The sequence below is a fragment of the Parvularcula maris genome (genome assembly GCF_024505085.1).
GTDB lineage: Bacteria > Pseudomonadota > Alphaproteobacteria > Caulobacterales > Parvularculaceae > Parvularcula > Parvularcula maris.
The window spans coordinates 38,115-53,130 of sequence record NZ_JANIBC010000007.1 but is presented as its reverse complement, the minus strand read 5'-3'; the positions used below and the strand labels follow the sequence as shown (position 1 = coordinate 53,130).

General features: G+C 65.6%; 15 protein-coding genes. 10 read left to right on the top strand and 5 right to left on the bottom strand.

Annotated features, from left to right (window positions below):
• Nucleotides 1-115: 115 nt before the first annotated feature.
• Complete coding sequence (locus NOG11_RS09895) at nucleotides 116-958, bottom strand: Rossmann-fold NAD(P)-binding domain-containing protein (protein ID WP_256619595.1); 843 nt, start codon at nucleotides 956-958, stop codon at nucleotides 116-118.
• Nucleotides 959-1,029: 71 nt separating this feature from the next.
• Between NOG11_RS09895 and ubiG the strand changes: the two genes are divergently transcribed.
• Entirely contained in the window at nucleotides 1,030-1,767 is a 738-nt protein-coding gene (gene ubiG, locus NOG11_RS09890; protein ID WP_256619594.1) for a bifunctional 2-polyprenyl-6-hydroxyphenol methylase/3-demethylubiquinol 3-O-methyltransferase UbiG, read from the top strand.
• 69 nt (nucleotides 1,768-1,836) lie between these two features.
• On the opposite strand, the gene NOG11_RS09885 is transcribed toward ubiG, so the two are convergent.
• Nucleotides 1,837-3,993, bottom strand: coding sequence for a ComEC/Rec2 family competence protein (locus NOG11_RS09885; protein WP_256619593.1), 2,157 nt, complete (start codon nucleotides 3,991-3,993; stop codon nucleotides 1,837-1,839).
• On the opposite strand from NOG11_RS09885, the gene gltX reads away from it, so the two are divergent.
• The 8 genes from gltX (at nucleotide 3,965) to NOG11_RS09845 (ending at nucleotide 11,064) form a co-directional block, all read left to right on the top strand.
• Nucleotides 3,965-5,374, top strand: coding sequence for a glutamate--tRNA ligase (gltX, locus tag NOG11_RS09880; protein WP_256619592.1), 1,410 nt, complete (start codon nucleotides 3,965-3,967; stop codon nucleotides 5,372-5,374). The genes NOG11_RS09885 and gltX overlap by 29 nt on opposite strands.
• Before the next feature lie 151 nt (nucleotides 5,375-5,525).
• Nucleotides 5,526-6,815 (top strand): citrate synthase, encoded by a 1,290-nt coding sequence (locus tag NOG11_RS09875; protein WP_256619591.1) that lies wholly within the window; start codon nucleotides 5,526-5,528, stop codon nucleotides 6,813-6,815.
• Nucleotides 6,816-6,878: 63 nt separating this feature from the next.
• On the top strand, nucleotides 6,879-7,601 hold the full coding sequence (locus NOG11_RS09870; RefSeq protein WP_256619590.1) for an aspartate/glutamate racemase family protein: 723 nt from the start codon (nucleotides 6,879-6,881) through the stop codon (nucleotides 7,599-7,601).
• A 240-nt stretch (nucleotides 7,602-7,841) separates the two neighbouring features.
• Entirely contained in the window at nucleotides 7,842-8,339 is a 498-nt protein-coding gene (locus NOG11_RS09865; protein ID WP_256619589.1) for a DUF2059 domain-containing protein, read from the top strand.
• 57 nt (nucleotides 8,340-8,396) lie between these two features.
• Nucleotides 8,397-9,551: a GNAT family N-acetyltransferase gene (locus tag NOG11_RS09860; RefSeq protein ID WP_256619588.1), complete on the top strand. Its 1,155-nt coding sequence runs from the start codon at nucleotides 8,397-8,399 to the stop codon at nucleotides 9,549-9,551.
• The gene (locus NOG11_RS09855; RefSeq protein ID WP_256619587.1) at nucleotides 9,548-9,931 is read left to right on the top strand and encodes a hypothetical protein; all 384 of its coding nucleotides are present in this window, start codon (nucleotides 9,548-9,550) and stop codon (nucleotides 9,929-9,931) included. Before NOG11_RS09860 ends, NOG11_RS09855 begins: the two co-directional genes overlap by 4 nt.
• The gene (locus NOG11_RS09850) at nucleotides 9,921-10,355 is read left to right on the top strand and encodes an HIT family protein (protein ID WP_256619586.1); all 435 of its coding nucleotides are present in this window, start codon (nucleotides 9,921-9,923) and stop codon (nucleotides 10,353-10,355) included. Before NOG11_RS09855 ends, NOG11_RS09850 begins: the two co-directional genes overlap by 11 nt.
• Complete coding sequence (locus tag NOG11_RS09845; RefSeq protein WP_256619585.1) at nucleotides 10,342-11,064, top strand: SDR family NAD(P)-dependent oxidoreductase; 723 nt, start codon at nucleotides 10,342-10,344, stop codon at nucleotides 11,062-11,064. The genes NOG11_RS09850 and NOG11_RS09845 overlap by 14 nt, the downstream gene beginning before the upstream one ends.
• 118 nt (nucleotides 11,065-11,182) lie before the next feature.
• Here NOG11_RS09845 and hemA read toward each other — a convergent pair whose 3' ends face one another.
• Both hemA and ldtR read right to left on the bottom strand, forming a co-directional pair.
• Complete coding sequence (gene hemA, locus NOG11_RS09840; RefSeq protein ID WP_256619584.1) at nucleotides 11,183-12,430, bottom strand: 5-aminolevulinate synthase; 1,248 nt, start codon at nucleotides 12,428-12,430, stop codon at nucleotides 11,183-11,185.
• Between the two features lie 206 nt (nucleotides 12,431-12,636).
• Nucleotides 12,637-13,146 carry a transcriptional regulator LdtR gene (gene ldtR / locus NOG11_RS09835; protein ID WP_256619583.1) on the bottom strand — a complete coding sequence of 170 codons (510 nt, stop codon included), beginning with the start codon at nucleotides 13,144-13,146 and terminating at the stop codon, nucleotides 12,637-12,639.
• Nucleotides 13,147-13,280: 134 nt separating this feature from the next.
• Here ldtR and hemB point away from each other — a divergent pair, with 134 nt between their 5' ends.
• The gene (gene hemB / locus NOG11_RS09830) at nucleotides 13,281-14,273 is read left to right on the top strand and encodes a porphobilinogen synthase (RefSeq protein ID WP_256619582.1); all 993 of its coding nucleotides are present in this window, start codon (nucleotides 13,281-13,283) and stop codon (nucleotides 14,271-14,273) included.
• A 76-nt stretch (nucleotides 14,274-14,349) separates the two neighbouring features.
• On the opposite strand, the gene NOG11_RS09825 is transcribed toward hemB, so the two are convergent.
• Nucleotides 14,350-14,835, bottom strand: coding sequence for a flavin reductase family protein (locus NOG11_RS09825; protein ID WP_256619581.1), 486 nt, complete (start codon nucleotides 14,833-14,835; stop codon nucleotides 14,350-14,352).
• Between the last annotated feature and the right edge of the window lie 181 nt (nucleotides 14,836-15,016).

The following is a 15,016-nucleotide window of genomic DNA, read 5'->3' as shown; positions in this document are numbered from 1 at the left end:
GCTTCGGCGAAGCCGTACGCCGGCACTCGAAAAGAAGGCGAGCGCTTAGAACCCCCTCACCCTCGATCCCTCTCCCGCAAGCGGGAGAGGGAGGCGGTACAGGCGAACCTAGCTCCTAACCCCTCCCCGCCTCGATATCAGCAATCAGCCGTACCAACCCTTCCCCCAGGGATACCTGCGGTGTGAACCCATAGAGCGGCGCTTCGGTGGCGATCTTGTCCTGCTCGATCCTGGCGAGCTGCGCCGTGCCGAGGGGCAGCTTCAGCCCCGCCGCCTCGGCAATCCTCACCGCCGTTCGAAGCGGCGAAAGGGGCACACGGAGGAGCCTCCCCTCCCCCTGGCCCGCCGCCTTGAGAACCGCGGTGAACAGACCTTCCGTGCTGACCACGTCGCCGCCGCCGATGGAGAACGGACCCGCAGCATAAGGCCCTGTGACCGCCTGAGCCGCGGTTCTGGCCAGATCCAGCACGAAGACCGGCTGCTGCAGCGCCCTGCCCTCACCAGGGCATGGCAGAAAGCCGTAATCCTTGGCGAACCGCACGAGCCGCGAGAGATTACCGTCGCCCCGGTGACCGTAGATCATCGTAGGCCGCAGGATCACGACTTCCGCGTCCACTCCCGCCAGTTCCTCCTCCGCCCGCGCCAGCGCCCGGTAGACCGGGCTATCCCGGTCGATGCCCACATTGTTCGAGGAGAAGACCACGATACGCCGCACGCCCTCCTCGGCCAGCCACCGAGCCGCCTGGGCCGAGACGGTCAGGATCGGCACCAGAAGGGCTGCGTCCAGCCCCCTGGCCGCCGTCCGCACGGCGTGCTCGTCGGTGAGGTCGAGGCGTAGGTCGGGCACCTTGAACGCCCGCCCTCTGGCGGCGCGCACCACCTTGCAGCCGTGCCGCTCCAACCCTTCCGCCGCGTAGTGTCCCAGAACGCTGGAGGTGCCGCTGACCAGAACCCTCAACGCCGATCCGCCGCGTTGCTTGGTCCCGCCTTCCGCACTAGCTCTCCACCTTCAGACCAGGGAGCCATCAGGTGAGCAGCACGACCATCGACCCCGAGGAAGTGGACAAGTTCGAGCGCATCGCCGCCGAATGGTGGGACCCGCTGGGTAAGTTCAAGCCGCTGCACAAGTTCAATCCGGTCCGTCTGGGGCTCATCCGCGACGAGCTCTGCCGACACTTTGGCCGTGACCGCTTCGCAAAGAAACCGCTGGAGGGGCTGAAACTGCTCGATATAGGCTGCGGCGGGGGCCTGGTGAGCGAGCCCATGGCACGCCTCGGCGCCGAAGTCACCGGCATCGACGCGGCCGAGGGCAATGTGAAGACGGCGAAGCTCCATGCCAAGCAGTCGCGGCTCACCATCGACTACCGCCACACCACTGCCGAGGAGCTGGCTTTGTCCGAGGCAGGCAGCTTCGACGCCGTCCTCAACTTGGAAGTGGTCGAGCATGTGGCCGATGTGGAGCTGTTCCTTGGCACCTCCGCAAAGCTCCTAGAGCCCGGCGGCATGATGGCCCTCGCCACCCTCAACCGCACCGTCAAGGCGGCGGCCACGGCGGTGTTCGCGGCAGAGTACATCCTTCGTTGGCTGCCCAGGGGCACCCACGACCCGCGCAAGTTCATCAAGCCGTCGGAAGCGAAGAAGCACCTCATAGCGGCAGGGCTCGAAGTCCGCTCCGAACACGGACTGACCTATCTGCCCCTCCTCGACGGCTGGCGCGTGGGCAGCGATATGAGCGTCAACTACATGCTGTTCGCGGTGAAGCCGTAGGGCGGAACGCGAAGCTTTCCGCCTTGCAACGCTGGTGCGTATGAGCGGCGGATGGCTGCGCAATCCGCCCTACCGCGTGGCAGCGAAGGGGGTGGCCACACGGATCTCCCATCCCCTGTCCGTATAAAGAATGCCAGCGGCGGGGTGGTTGCCTTCGGGTCGCAGGGCGATGAGGAGGGCAGCGCACTTCCCTCTATCGACAGACTCGTCGGCACTCCTCAGTACGACGATGGCAGCGCTTCGGCAGGCCGAGCGAAGCTGCGACCGGTCGGTGAGGACCCAGAGCTCACCTCCCCTACGTAGGGGGTGCCTGCAGATACCGGCTGTACACGTAGCAAAGCTCTGCTGCTCGTTGATGTTTGGGTGTTTGCCCAAGGCCTGCAGCCAGCTTTCGGCGCTGAACTTGTCTCGGCGCTTCGATAAGAGCGCCAGGGAGGCGTCGCCGTCGGTCCTTACACCGACATTGCGCAGGTCGCGCGAGAGGAACACCTCGGGCACTTCCGCCATCCGGCTCAGCGGCATAGCCAGGATCACCAGGAACAGACCCGCCGCCCGCCACGGCGCCTTCAGTAGGGTCAAGGTCAGCATACCGCATGCCGCCACGGCCAGACCGAGAGGGTCGAGCTGGGGCACTGTCCGCACGGCACCTGGGAGAGAGGAGGTCCACTCGGCGATGCTCAGCACCAGGCCGATCCCCTTCCCCACCAGGATGAGCACCGGGCCGTCGAGCCCGAGGGGCATCAGAAAGAGGGAGGTCACCAGAGCAGGCATCACCGCCAGGGTCACGATGGGCATGGCCAGCATGTTGCCTAGAAGGCCAAAGACGGCGATGCGGCCGAAGTGATAGGCGGCGAAGGGGCCTGTGGCGGCACCCGCGAGGAGGCTCGTCAGGAACAGACCTCCAAGGAAAGCTGACGCCTTCGTCAGTGGGCCTCCGGTCCCTATTCTCGGCCAGCGCTCTTCGATGGCGGCGAAGGCGGCGATCAGCGTGACCACAGCGGCAAACGACATCTGGAAGCCGGGCGCGAAGACCGCTTCTGGCCTGAGGAAGAGAATGATGAGCGCCGCCGCCGCCGCGTTGCGCAAGGAGACGGCTCTGCGGTCGAGGAGGATGGCGACGCAGGCGACCCCTGCCATGATGAACGCCCGCTGCGCCGACCAAGCTCCGCCGGAAAGGACGAGGTAGAAGAGGCCCGCCGAGAGGGCGCACCCGGCGGCCAGTTTCTTGATCGGCAGGCTGAGCGTCAGCCGCTCGGACCGCGACAGAAGCCAGCGCGAGGAGAAGAAGATGAAGCCGCAGACCAGCCCCATATGGAGGCCCGAGATCGCGAGCAGGTGCGCGAGGCCCGCATCGCGAAGCGCGTCCACCACATCCTCAGGTATACGCTCCCGCTTGCCGGTCACGAGGGCGGCGGCCACGGCCCCTTCCCTGCCGCCGATACGGCCCTCGACCCGTTCGGCGATACGCTCGCGCAGCGCTTCGGCATCGGTTCTCCACGAGCCTCCTCCCCTGCCCAGGACCTCCGGCGGCGTGAAGGAGTAGCCAGCCCCGCCGATCCGCTCGAAGAACATCTGCCGCGAGAAATCGTAGCTACCCGGATGGGTCGGCCCTGGCGGCGGGGCCAGGCTCGCCCGCAGGCGGACGGTGTCGCCGGGCTCTTCTTCACCGGGGGCACCCCGCCAACTGATCCGTACGCGGGCAGGAGTGTCTTTGCGCGACAGCCCCTCGATCTCGGCGACATCGATGGTGTAGCGGCGGTCTCTCTCACGCAGCTCGACCTCGCCCAAGGTCCCGGTGACGGTGACCGGAGGCAGCCCGCTCGGGATGACCGGCGCCGCGACCACAGCCAGCCTGACCGCCAGAAGCAGGACGCCCGCCGCGACCAGGGCCAGACAGCGGAGCATGTAGCTCAGCCGCTCGTGACCTCGGCGGGCCAGGACGAACCCAGCGACTATCGAACTGGCAAGGAGCGCCGCCGGACCCGCGATCCCCACCCGCCACAGATCACCGAGAAGAATGCCCGCCCCCAGGAGCACCGGGGCGAAGACGAAGAGGCGCTGGCTCTCCTGGTCGGCGTAGGCGCTGGCCCTGTCGCGCGTGTCCTGCCATAGGAGCCGCCAGAAGGCGCGCCGCTGCCAGGCCGTGCCCTGCCAAAACCCAGGGCCTGCCGCCCGCCTGCCTGTGAAGGAGCCAGTCATGTCCGGCGAGACTAAACCGATCGTCACCCGTTTCGCACCCTCGCCGACCGGTTATCTGCACATTGGCGGAGCGAGGACGGCGCTCTTCAACTGGCTTCTTGCACGCGGGGCGGGGGCGCCGGAAGGCTCGAAGTTCCTGCTGCGGATCGAGGACACCGACCGTGCGCGGCACAATGAGGAGGCCGTGCAGGCCATCCTGGACGGGCTTACTTGGCTGGGCCTCGACTGGGACGGCGAGCCGATCAGCCAGCACGCCCGCGCCGAGCGGCACCGGGAGGTGGCCGAGGAGCTCCTCGCCAAGGGCAAGGCCTATCGCTGCTGGCTGGCCGGTGACGAGCTCGATGCCGCGAGAGCCGAGGCTCGCGAGAAGAACGTGCGCTTCACCAGCCCTTATAGAGACGGCGGCGAGGGGGAAGGCCCCTACTCCGTGCGCCTCAGGGCACCCATCGAGGGGGAGACCGTGGTGCGCGACGCGGTGCAGGGTGAGGTGCGCTTTCCCAACGCGGTCTCCGACGACACGGTAATCCTGCGCTCGGACGGCACGCCCACCTATATGCTCGCCGTGGTGGCGGACGACCACGATATGGGCGTCACCCATGTGGTCAGGGGCGACGACCACCTCAACAACACGCCCAAGCAGCAGCATATCTACGAGGCGATGGGCTGGGATGTGCCCGTCTTCGCCCATGTGCCGCTGATCCACGGCGCGGACGGCAAGAAGCTCTCCAAACGCCACGGCGCTCTCGGTGTCGAGGCCTATCGCGACGAAGGATACCTGCCCGAGGGGCTGATGAACGGGCTTCTCAAGCTCGGCTTCGCCCATGGCGACGAGGAGGTGATCCCGGAGCCCCGTGCGAAGGAAGTCTTCTCCCTCGGCGGTATCGGCAAGGCCCCTGCGCGCCTCGATCCTGAGAAGATGGCGTCGCTGAACGCGCACTATATCGGTGAGCTCAGCGAGGAGGACTTGGTGAGCCGCAGCGTGCCGTTTCTCTCCGCCGAGCCCACCGCCGAGCAGCGCGCAGCCCTGGTCCGGGGGGCGCCCTTCCTCAAGCCGCGCATGAAGCTGCTTTCCGACATTGCCGGCGCCGCGGCCTTCCTGCTCCTGCAGCGCCCCTTCGAGATCACCGGCAAGCCGGGCAAACCCCTGCGCAAGGAGGGTTCGGCTAAGATCCTCGGCGACCTCGGCGAAACCCTAGCAGCCGTGGAGGACTGGTCCGCCGCCACCCTCGACCTCGCCGTGCAGACCTACGCGGAGACGAACGGTCTTGGCTTCGGCCAGGTCGGCCCGCCCCTGCGCGCGGCCCTGACCGCCGGTAACCCCGCCCCCACTCTGGGCGAAACACTCTATGCGCTGGGACGCGAGGAGAGCCTCGCACGTATGGAGGACGCCCGCGCAATTGCTGGTTGAACGCAGTGCGACCATCCTACGGCACGGCCAACCTTGCAGTTCTGAAAACCGGCCTTATTGTCGCGCTGCACAAAAGGGGCGTGGTTTAGGCGCCCCTCACCCCCACGGCGGAAGGCAATCCTGCCGAAAGCGCCGCGCGAGGAGACATATTATGGAAAGCAAGATCAAGGACGCGGGCAGCGCCACCATCGAGGAGCACGAGTTCCCGGTCTATTCCGGCACCCACGGCAACGATGTCATCGACATTCGCAAGCTGACCGCCCAGACGGGCAAGTTCACCTTCGACCCCGGCTATACCTCCACGGCTTCCTGCGAGAGCCAGATCACCTTCATCGACGGCGGCGAGGGCACGCTCCTCTATCGCGGCTACCCGATCGAGCAGCTCGCCGAGAACACCGACTTCATCGAGACGGCGTACCTCCTTCTCGAAGGAGAGCTCCCCACCAGCGAGCAGTGTGCGGAGTTCCGCAACAACATCACCTACCACACCATGGTACACGAGCACTTCAATAAGTTCTTCGACGGCTTCCGCCGCGATGCGCACCCCATGGCCATCATGTGCGGCGCGGTGGGTGCTCTGTCCGCGTTCTATCACGACTCGACCGATATCAACGATCCGCAGGCCCGCAAAGTGGCGGTCCATCGCATGATCGCCAAGATGCCGACCATCGCGGCCATGGCCTACAAATACACCGTAGGCCAACCTTTCGTGTACCCTCGAAACGATCTGGGCTATACGGAGAACTTCCTCAACATGTGCTTCTCGGTGCCCGCCGAGGACTACGAGATCAACAAGACCCTGGCCGACGCGCTGGACAAGATCTTCATCTTGCACATGGACCACGAGCAGAACGCCTCGACCTCCACGGTGCGCCTCGCGGGTTCCTCGGGCGCCAACCCCTTCGCCTGCATCGCGGCGGGCATTGCCTGCCTCTGGGGCCCGGCTCACGGCGGCGCCAACGAGGCGGCGCTCAACATGCTGATGGAGATCGGCTCGGTCGACAAGATCCCCGAATATATCGGACGCGCCAAGGACAAGTCCGACCCCTTCCGCCTGATGGGCTTCGGTCACCGGGTCTATAAGAACTACGATCCGCGTGCGAAGGTCATGCAGAAGGCCAGCCACGAGGTGCTCGACGCCGTCGGCATCTCCGACCCGCTGCTCGACGTCGCCAAGGAGCTGGAGCGCATTGCCCTCGAGGACGAGTACTTCGTCGAGAAGAAGCTTTACCCGAACATCGACTTCTATTCCGGCATCACGCTTCGCGCGATGGGCTTCCCGCCGTCCATGTTCACCCCCCTCTTCGCCCTAGCCCGCACGGTGGGCTGGATCGCCCAGTGGCGCGAGATGCTGGAGGACCCCAACCAGAAGATCGGCCGCCCGCGCCAGATCTATACCGGCGCCGCCAAGCGCGACTTCGTGCCGATGAACCAGCGCTAGGTATACGGACGAGACACTGCAGGAAGGGCGAGCCATCGGTCCGCCCTTTTGCTATGGGGCGCCATGCCCCATCCCATCCTCCCCACCATCGGCATCGTCGCAGGCTCGAGCCACGCCATCACCGGCCCCTTCTACGACATGGTCAACGAGGCCGTCCGTAGGCGGCTCGGCGGTAAGGAGATCGCCGAGACCCTGATCGCGGGCATGAACTACGGCCGACTGGTCGCCATGATCGAGGCGGGGGACTGGGAGGGCATCGAGGACTATGTCTCCTCCAAGGTCGACAGCCTCTGCGCCGGCGGGGCGGAGTTGATCGTCGGCACCTCGAACACCATGCACGAGGTCATGCCGAAGGTGATGGAGGGGCGCGGCGTGCCCTACCTGCCGATCACCGACCCCTTATGCGCAGCGATCGAGGCCTCGGGGCTGGAGCGCATTGCCCTCTTCGGCACCATGACGACCATGTCCGGCGGCAGGGTCATGCAGGAGGTCCAAGAGCGGACCGGCGTCGCAGTTCTGGTACCCACCGACGCCGAGAAGGAAGAGATCAGCCGCGTTATCTATGAGGAGCTGGTGGAGAGCTTTTTCCTCCCCGCCTCGAAACAGCGCTACTTAGAGATCGCCCGGCGCCTGGCCCGCGAGGATGGCGCCGAGGGCCTCATCCTGGGCTGCACCGAGATCGTCCTTCTGATCGACCAACCGGACCTGCCCGAGATGAAGGTCTTCGCCACCGCCCGCCTGCAAGCCGAAGCGGCTGCAGACTGGGCAGTGGGCCGGGTGGCATAAACCTCGGGTCTCCACGATGTTCGCTACGCCTATCTCTCCCTCTGGGAGAGATCGACATCTTCGATGTCGAGTGAGGGCGAGTGGTGAACTGAGCTGGGTACTCAGAAGGCCCTCACCCAAACCCGCCTTCGGCAAGGGTTTGACCTCTCCCGCAGGGAGAGGTGGGACGTCGGCGCCGTCTTGGAAGCTTCTGTTCCAAACCGTGGCCCCCCAGCCCCGCCCCTGCTAACCCTCCCCCCCATGCTTCACCGTCTCGCACAGCTCGCCCCCGCCGCCGCGCTTGTCTTCTCCGCCGCCCTCGCCCAGCCCGGCGCGGTGCCCGATCCCGCCAAGCTCGGCGAACGGCGGGAGGCGGCCACGGTCTATGTCAACGGCCCGGCCATGAAGGAGATGTTCGATCAGATGATGTCCGAAGAAGCCATTGCGGCGCAGCTCAGCATGGTCGCTCCCGGTGCCTTCCAGCAGGGCCAGCTCGACGCCATGACCGGCGTTCTGCGGGAGGAGTTCAATGCCATTCTGCCGGAGATGCGGGCGATCATGATCGAGACCGCTGCCGAGACCTTCACCCTGGCCGAGCTCGAAGCGGCCAACGCCTTCTACCTGACGCCCGCCGGGCGCGGCATGATGGCGAAGACCAAGGACTTCCAGGTCAAGACCTTCCCTGCCTTGGCTCCTGTCATGCAGAAGCTGCAGCAGCGCATCGTGGCGCGTGCGGAGGAGCTGATGGCGCAGGAGTGACCAACCCTGCGAAAAGCCACATCGGCAAGCGGGTTGAGCATCCTATATGGTCCGGTGATGACCGACGCCCCAGCCGCCACCATCGAGACCCACGCCTCCATCGCCGAGATAGGCCGGAAGGATTGGGACCAGCTCGCCAACCCTGAGGGCGAGCCCTATAACCCCTTCATCGCCTTCGACTTTCTGGATGTGATGGAGCGTTCCGGCTCGGCCCGTGCGGAGACCGGCTGGCAGCCCGCGCATCTGACCCTGAAGACGGGGGGTGAGCTTCGCGGGGTGATGCCCGCCTATCTCAAGGGTCACAGCCAGGGCGAGTACCTCTTCGACCACGCCTTCGCCGATGCCTGGGCCAGGGCCGGGGGTCGCTACTATCCCAAGCTCCTCTCCGCTGTGCCCTTCACCCCCGCCACCGGGCGCCGGGTGCTCGCACCCTCTACGGAAGATCGTAGGCTGCTCCTTGCAGGATATGCTCAGCTAGCGGAGCGGATGGGCGTGTCGGGCGCCAACATCAACTTCCTCAGTGAGGAAGAAGGAGCGCTGGCCGAGAGCCTAGGCTATGCCTTGCGCTTCGGCGAGCAGTTCCACTTCGAGGATGAGGGTTTCGGCGACTGGGAGGGCTTTCTCGCCGCCCTCTCCTCCCGCAAGCGCAAGGACCTGCGCAAGGAGCGCGCAAGCGTCGCAGAGAGCGACCTCACCATCGAGTGGATCACAGGCAGCGATATCGAAGAGCGCCATCTCGATGCCTTCTGGTGGTTCTACCAGGACACCGGAGCCAGGAAATGGGGCAGCCCCTACCTCACCCGCTCGGCCTTCGAAATGCTGGCCGAGCGCCTGGCGGATAGGCTGCTCTTCATCCTGGCACGGAGGGGTGAGGAGTATGTGGCAGGCGCCATGAACATGATCGGCGGCGACACGCTCTATGGCCGCTATTGGGGCTGCACGGAGCATATCCCCTTCCTTCATTTCGAGCTCTGCTACTATCAGGCCATCGACTACGCCCTCGCGCACGGCCTCACCCGTGTCGAGGCGGGCGCCCAGGGCGAGCACAAAGTGGCACGAGGCTACAAGCCCGTGGCCGTCCGCTCGGTGCACAAGATGACCGACCCCCGCTTCCACGAAGCGGTCGCTGATTATGTCGAGCGGGAGCGCGAGGCGGTCGGCCAGGAGATCGCCTTCATGGCGGAGCATACGCCCTTCAGGAAGACCCCGTGATCGAGATCGCCCGCTTCCTCGACCCCACCGAGGCACGCGTCTCGCTAGGCTTTCTTCGGTCCCAGGGCCTCGATGTGAAGCTTGCCGACGAGCACGCCCTCGACGCCATGACCGATAGCTGGATCGCCATGGGCGGCTACCGGCTTCTGGCGGCGGAGGAGGACGCGGCTCAAGCCAGGCTTCTTCTGCGTCCCCATCAGAGCAAGCGGCCGGGCACGGTCTGCCCGAACTGCGGCAGCGAGCGTGTGCGTCGGCCGAGGCGGTGGGGTTTCCACCTTCTTCGCACTGCTCTAATAGGCGGAACCCCGCCGCCCGCCGCTTCCGGCAAGCTGAAATGTCAGGCGTGCGGAGAACTGTTCGAGGACCCCGATGAGCCTTAACCAGAGCTATGACGACGACAACGTCTTCGCCAAGATCATCAGGGGCGAGCTGCCCAAGGTGACGGTGCACGAGGACGACCACATCCTCATCTTCATGGACGTCTTTCCGCAGTCGGAAGGTCACATGCTGGTCATCAGCAAGATGGCCAAGTCCGTCAACATCACCGACATCGACCCGGAGGAGCTGTCGCGCCTCATCGGCGGTGTGCAGCTCGCCAGCCAGGCGGCGGTGAAGGCGCTGGATCCGGATGGTATTCGCGTGGTGCAGTTCAACGGCGAGCCCGCCGGGCAGACGGTGTTTCACACCCACTTCCACGTCATTCCCGTCTACAAGGACCAGGGCATGAAACCGCACGGTGCGGAAGCTGCGCCCACGGACAGACTGGAAGCCATGGCGGAGAGGATCAGAAATGGTCTCTCCTAGTCTTCAGGGTAGGAACGTTCTCGTCACCGGTGCCAGCCGCGGGATCGGCTACGCAGCGGCGGTGGAGGCAGCCCGGCGCGGCGCCCATGTGATCGCCCTCGCTCGCACCGTGTCCGGTCTCGAGAAGCTGGACGACGAGGTCAAGAGCGCGGGCGGAAGCGTCTCGCTGCTGCCCGCCGACCTCACCGACGAGGCCTCCCTCACCCGCCTTCCGGCTGCGTTGGAGCAGCGCTTCGAGCGGCTGGACGCGCTGGTTCTGAACGCAGGGCTTCTGGGTCCGCTCACCTCCATCGCCGATCTTCAGGGTAAGGAGTGGCACGAGACCTTCACCACCAACCTTCACGCGAACCTTGCCCTTCTCAAGCTGCTCGACCCGCTTCTTCAGCGGTCGGAAGGCGCGCGCGTGGTGGGGGTGACGAGCCGGGCGGCCAGGGTCATCAAGCCGTTCTGGGGCGCCTATGCCGCGTCCAAGGCTGCGTTCGACGCGCTGATCCAGACCTATGCCGCCGAGCAGCAGGGCGGCCTCCGGGCGAACCTCCTCGACCCAGGGCCGACGGCGACCTCGATGCGCAAGGAAGCGATGCCGGGAGAAGACCCGTCCACCATTACTCCGCCGGACGTGGTCGGTGCACGGATCGCCGATATGCTGGAGCCTGGATTCGATGCCCAGGGCGAAACGGTGGCGGTGCCTAGGCCGGAGGGGAAGTAGCCCCCTCCTCCCCTTCAGCGAAGCTGACGGAGGGGAGGTTGAACTAGCGAAGGCGCTTCTGGAAAGTCCCACTCCGCCCTTCGGGCACCTCCCCCTGGTAGGGGGAGGAAGAGGAGCGTTACTGCGCTGCCAGATGCAGCGGCGTGTTCTCTTCACGGGCGAGTTTGCACATGGCCCAGAGCTCATCCAGCGCATCGACCAGATGCGCGATGTGTTCTTCCGTATGCAACGGGGTCGGTGAGAAGCGGAGGCGCTCCGTACCGCGAGGGACCGTGGGGTAGTTGATCGGCTGAACGTAGACGCCGTACTCGTGCAGGAGCCGGTCCGAGATGCCCTTGCAGTGGACCGGGTCGCCGACCAGCAGCGGCACAATGTGGCTCTCACTCTCCATCACTGGCAGGCCGCGTTCCGTTAGGGCCGCCTTGAGCTGCGCGGCGCGCTTCTGGTGCAGTGCTCGAAGCTCCTGGCCTTCTTTCAGTGCACGAACGGAAGCCAAAGCGCCTGCGACCAGCACGGGTGAAAGCGCCGTGGTGAAGATGAAGCTCGATGCGAAGGAGCGCACCGCATCGACCAGCACGGCGTCGCCGGCGATATAGCCGCCCATGACCCCGATAGCCTTGCCGAGGGTGCCCTCGACGATGTCGATCTCACCTAGAAGCCCGTCGCGCTCGGCCACGCCGCCGCCCTGCTCGCCGTAGAGGCCGACGCCGTGGACCTCGTCGAGATAGGTGAGCGCGCCGTATTTCTTGGCGACGGCCGCGATCTCGCCGATGGGGGCGATGTCGCCGTCCATGGAGTAGACGCTTTCGAAGGCGACGATCTTCGGCTGGTCCTCGGGAAGCGCGGCCAGCAGCTCTTCGAGGTGGGCGACATCATTGTGGCGCCAGATGAGCTTCTCGCAGCGCCCGCCCTTGATGCCCTGTATCATGGAGGCGTGGTTGAGTTCGTCCGACAGGATGACCACGCCGGGCAGCAATCTGGCGAGGGTCGAGAGCGTCGCCTCGTTGCCGATATAGCCCGAGGTGAAGAGAAGCGCGGCCTCCTTCTGATGAAGGCTGGCCAGCTCCTGCTCTAAAAGAACGTGGTAGTGGGTGGTGCCGGCGATGTTGCGCGTGCCGCCCGCCCCCGCGCCTACATGCTTTAGAGCGCCGTGCATCGCCTCCAACACTCGCGGGTCCTGACCCATGCCGAGATAGTCGTTGGAGCACCAGACGGTGATCTCCTTGGTGGAGCCGTCTTCCAGGTGCACGGTCGCAGCGGGAAAGCGCCCGCACTGGCGCTCCAGATCGGCGAAGACGCGGTAGCGACCTTCCCGGTGAACGGCGCCAAGGGCGTTCTCAAAGGCGGATTGGTAGTCGAAACTCATGGTGTCGCCCCGCTAGCACGCTCTTCTATGGGAGGACATAAGGAATGTCCCGCACGGTTAGCAGGGATTGGGACGAAAGAGCGCGGTTCATCTCCCCTTCAGGGGAGGTGGGCCCTTAGCGGCCGGAGGGGAGTAGCAACTAGCGAGGTGCTGTTTGACGGTCCCCCTCCGCCCTTCGGGCACCTCCCCCTACGAGGGGGAGGAACTTAGAGCTGAAACCGGATCTGGTCGGCCCAGAAGCGTTCGAGACGCTCGAGGGTCACGTTGGTGGTGTCCATCATGTCGCCGGAGACGTCGCCGACCTTCTCGAGGCTGGTGAGGTGGCGGTCGAAGAGACCGGCGATCTTGTCGCGGATCTCGAAGCCTGCGCGGGTCAGGGAGACGCGCACCGAGCGGCGGTCCCGCTCGGAGCGGGCGTGGGAGATGTAGCCCGCCTCGACCAGCTTCTTGAGGTTGTAGCTGACATTCGAGCCGAGATAGTGGCCGCGGCTGCGAAGCTCCCCGGCGGTCAGCTCGGCATCGCCGATATTGAACAGGAGCAGCGCCTGGACCGCGTTGATGTCGGTCTGGTCCTCGCGCTCCAGCTCGTCCTTGATGACGTCGAGGAGCTGCCGGTGAAGGCGCTCGATCAAGGTCAGTGTCCGCAGATAGATGGAGGCGATGTCGCCTTCTTCAGCGGTGTGGTTCAAAATCCTGGCCGTCGCTTGGTTGGTCATCGTCTTGCTTTGCTGCTTAGAAGGGTCACTCATCCTGCCTCGCCACATTAGCCCCATCTAGGTGAAGAATCTGCCAACAGGGTACAATCTGAGGCATTTCCCCGGCGGGAGCCATTCACTTACAAGGGGTAAAAATGACAAAATTTTACGCTTCCTACCCGGAAGGCCGCCCCCGCCGCCTACGCCGGACGGCCGGTATGAGGGCGCTGGTGCGCGAGACCAGCCTCGAGCCCCGGCACCTGATCCAGGCGGTGATCCTGCGGGAGGAAGCGGACCCTTCCGAGGTGAAAGCCTTGGACGGCGTGAAGAGGATGACGCCTGCGGAAGCGGCGGAGGCCGCCGTTCGAGCCCGAGACTTAGGCCTCGGTGGGCTGGCGCTCTTTCCCTACACCAAGACATCGGACCGGGATGCCTCCGGCTCATTGGCCTTCGATGAGGGCAACCTGATGGGACGGGCGGCACAGGCCATCAAGGAGGCCGCTCCGGAAATGGTCATCATCGGCGATGTCGCCCTCGATCCCTACACGGACCACGGCCATGACGGGCTGATGGGTGAGGACGGGACGATCCTCAACGACCCCACCATCGAGGCGCTGTGCCGCCAAGCCCTGGCCCTGGCGAGGTGCGGCTTCGACATGGTGGCGCCTTCCGACATGATGGACGGCCGTGTGGGCCGGATCAGGAAGGCGCTGGACGGGGAGGCTTTCGAGGACACCGGCATCCTCTCCTACGCGGTGAAGTACGCCAGCGTGTTCTACGGCCCCTACCGCGACGCCGTGGGCAGCCGGGGGGCGCTGAAGGGCGACAAGCGGACCTACCAGATGGACCCGGCCAATGCGCTCGAAGGCCTGAAGGAGGCGGCGCTCGACATCTCCGAGGGCGCGGACATGGTGATGGTGAAGCCGGGTCTGCCCTATCTCGACATGATCACGAGGGTGAAAGACAAGTTCGGCGCCCCCACCGTCGCCTTCCAGGTCTCCGGCGAGTACGCCATGCTGAAAGAGGCTAGTAAGGCGGGGGCCTTCGACTTTCAGTCCGCCATGATGGAAGCACTGATCTGCTTCCGGCGTGCGGGGGCGGATGCGGTCATCACCTATGCGGCGGAGGAGATGGCGGGGCTTTTGTAGGGCGGAACGCGAAGCTTTCCGCCTCGCAGGCGCCGGTCCGTTGAACGGCGGATGGCTTCGCAATCCGCCCTACTGGTCAGTCCGTGATGACCGGGCCCTGGCTGTAGCCCCTGCCTACATACACCAACGGCGCGGCTTCGCGGCTGTCGAAATGGACGATCTCGCCTATCAGCATGGTGTGGTCGCCGACGCGGAAGCGCTCGGCTAGGCGGCAGTCAAAGCCTGCGATGCGGCCTTCGAGAAGCGGCGCGCCGGTGGCGAAGCGCTCACCCTCCCCTTCCTGGAAGGCGTGGTTGTCGGGGGTGGCGAAGCGCTGGGACTGGGTCTCCTGGTCGGCGGCGAGGACGCTGACGGCGTAGTGGTCGGCGTTCAGGAAGGCCCCGGCCACGCTGGTGCGGTCATCGAGGCACCAGGAGACGAGCGCGGGCTCCAGGCTTACCGAGGTGAAGCTGTTGACGGTGATGCCCAGCGCCCGGCCGGACGGGTCCAGGCAGCTCACCACGGTCACCCCGGTGGTGTAGCGGGCGAAGGCGTTCTTGAGCGGACGGAAAGGATCGGACACAGTTTCAGGGCCGTAAGGGAAGCCGTGGGCGCTGTCTACGCGGGATTTGGGGGTGTCTCGCTAAAGAGTGGCATGGAAAACTAGCGCCTCCCTCTCCCGCTTGCGGGGTTGGGCGTATACGACCAACGGACCGAGGGTTAAGGGGGCTATGCGCGCAGGTCAGCTTCTCAGGCTTTACGGC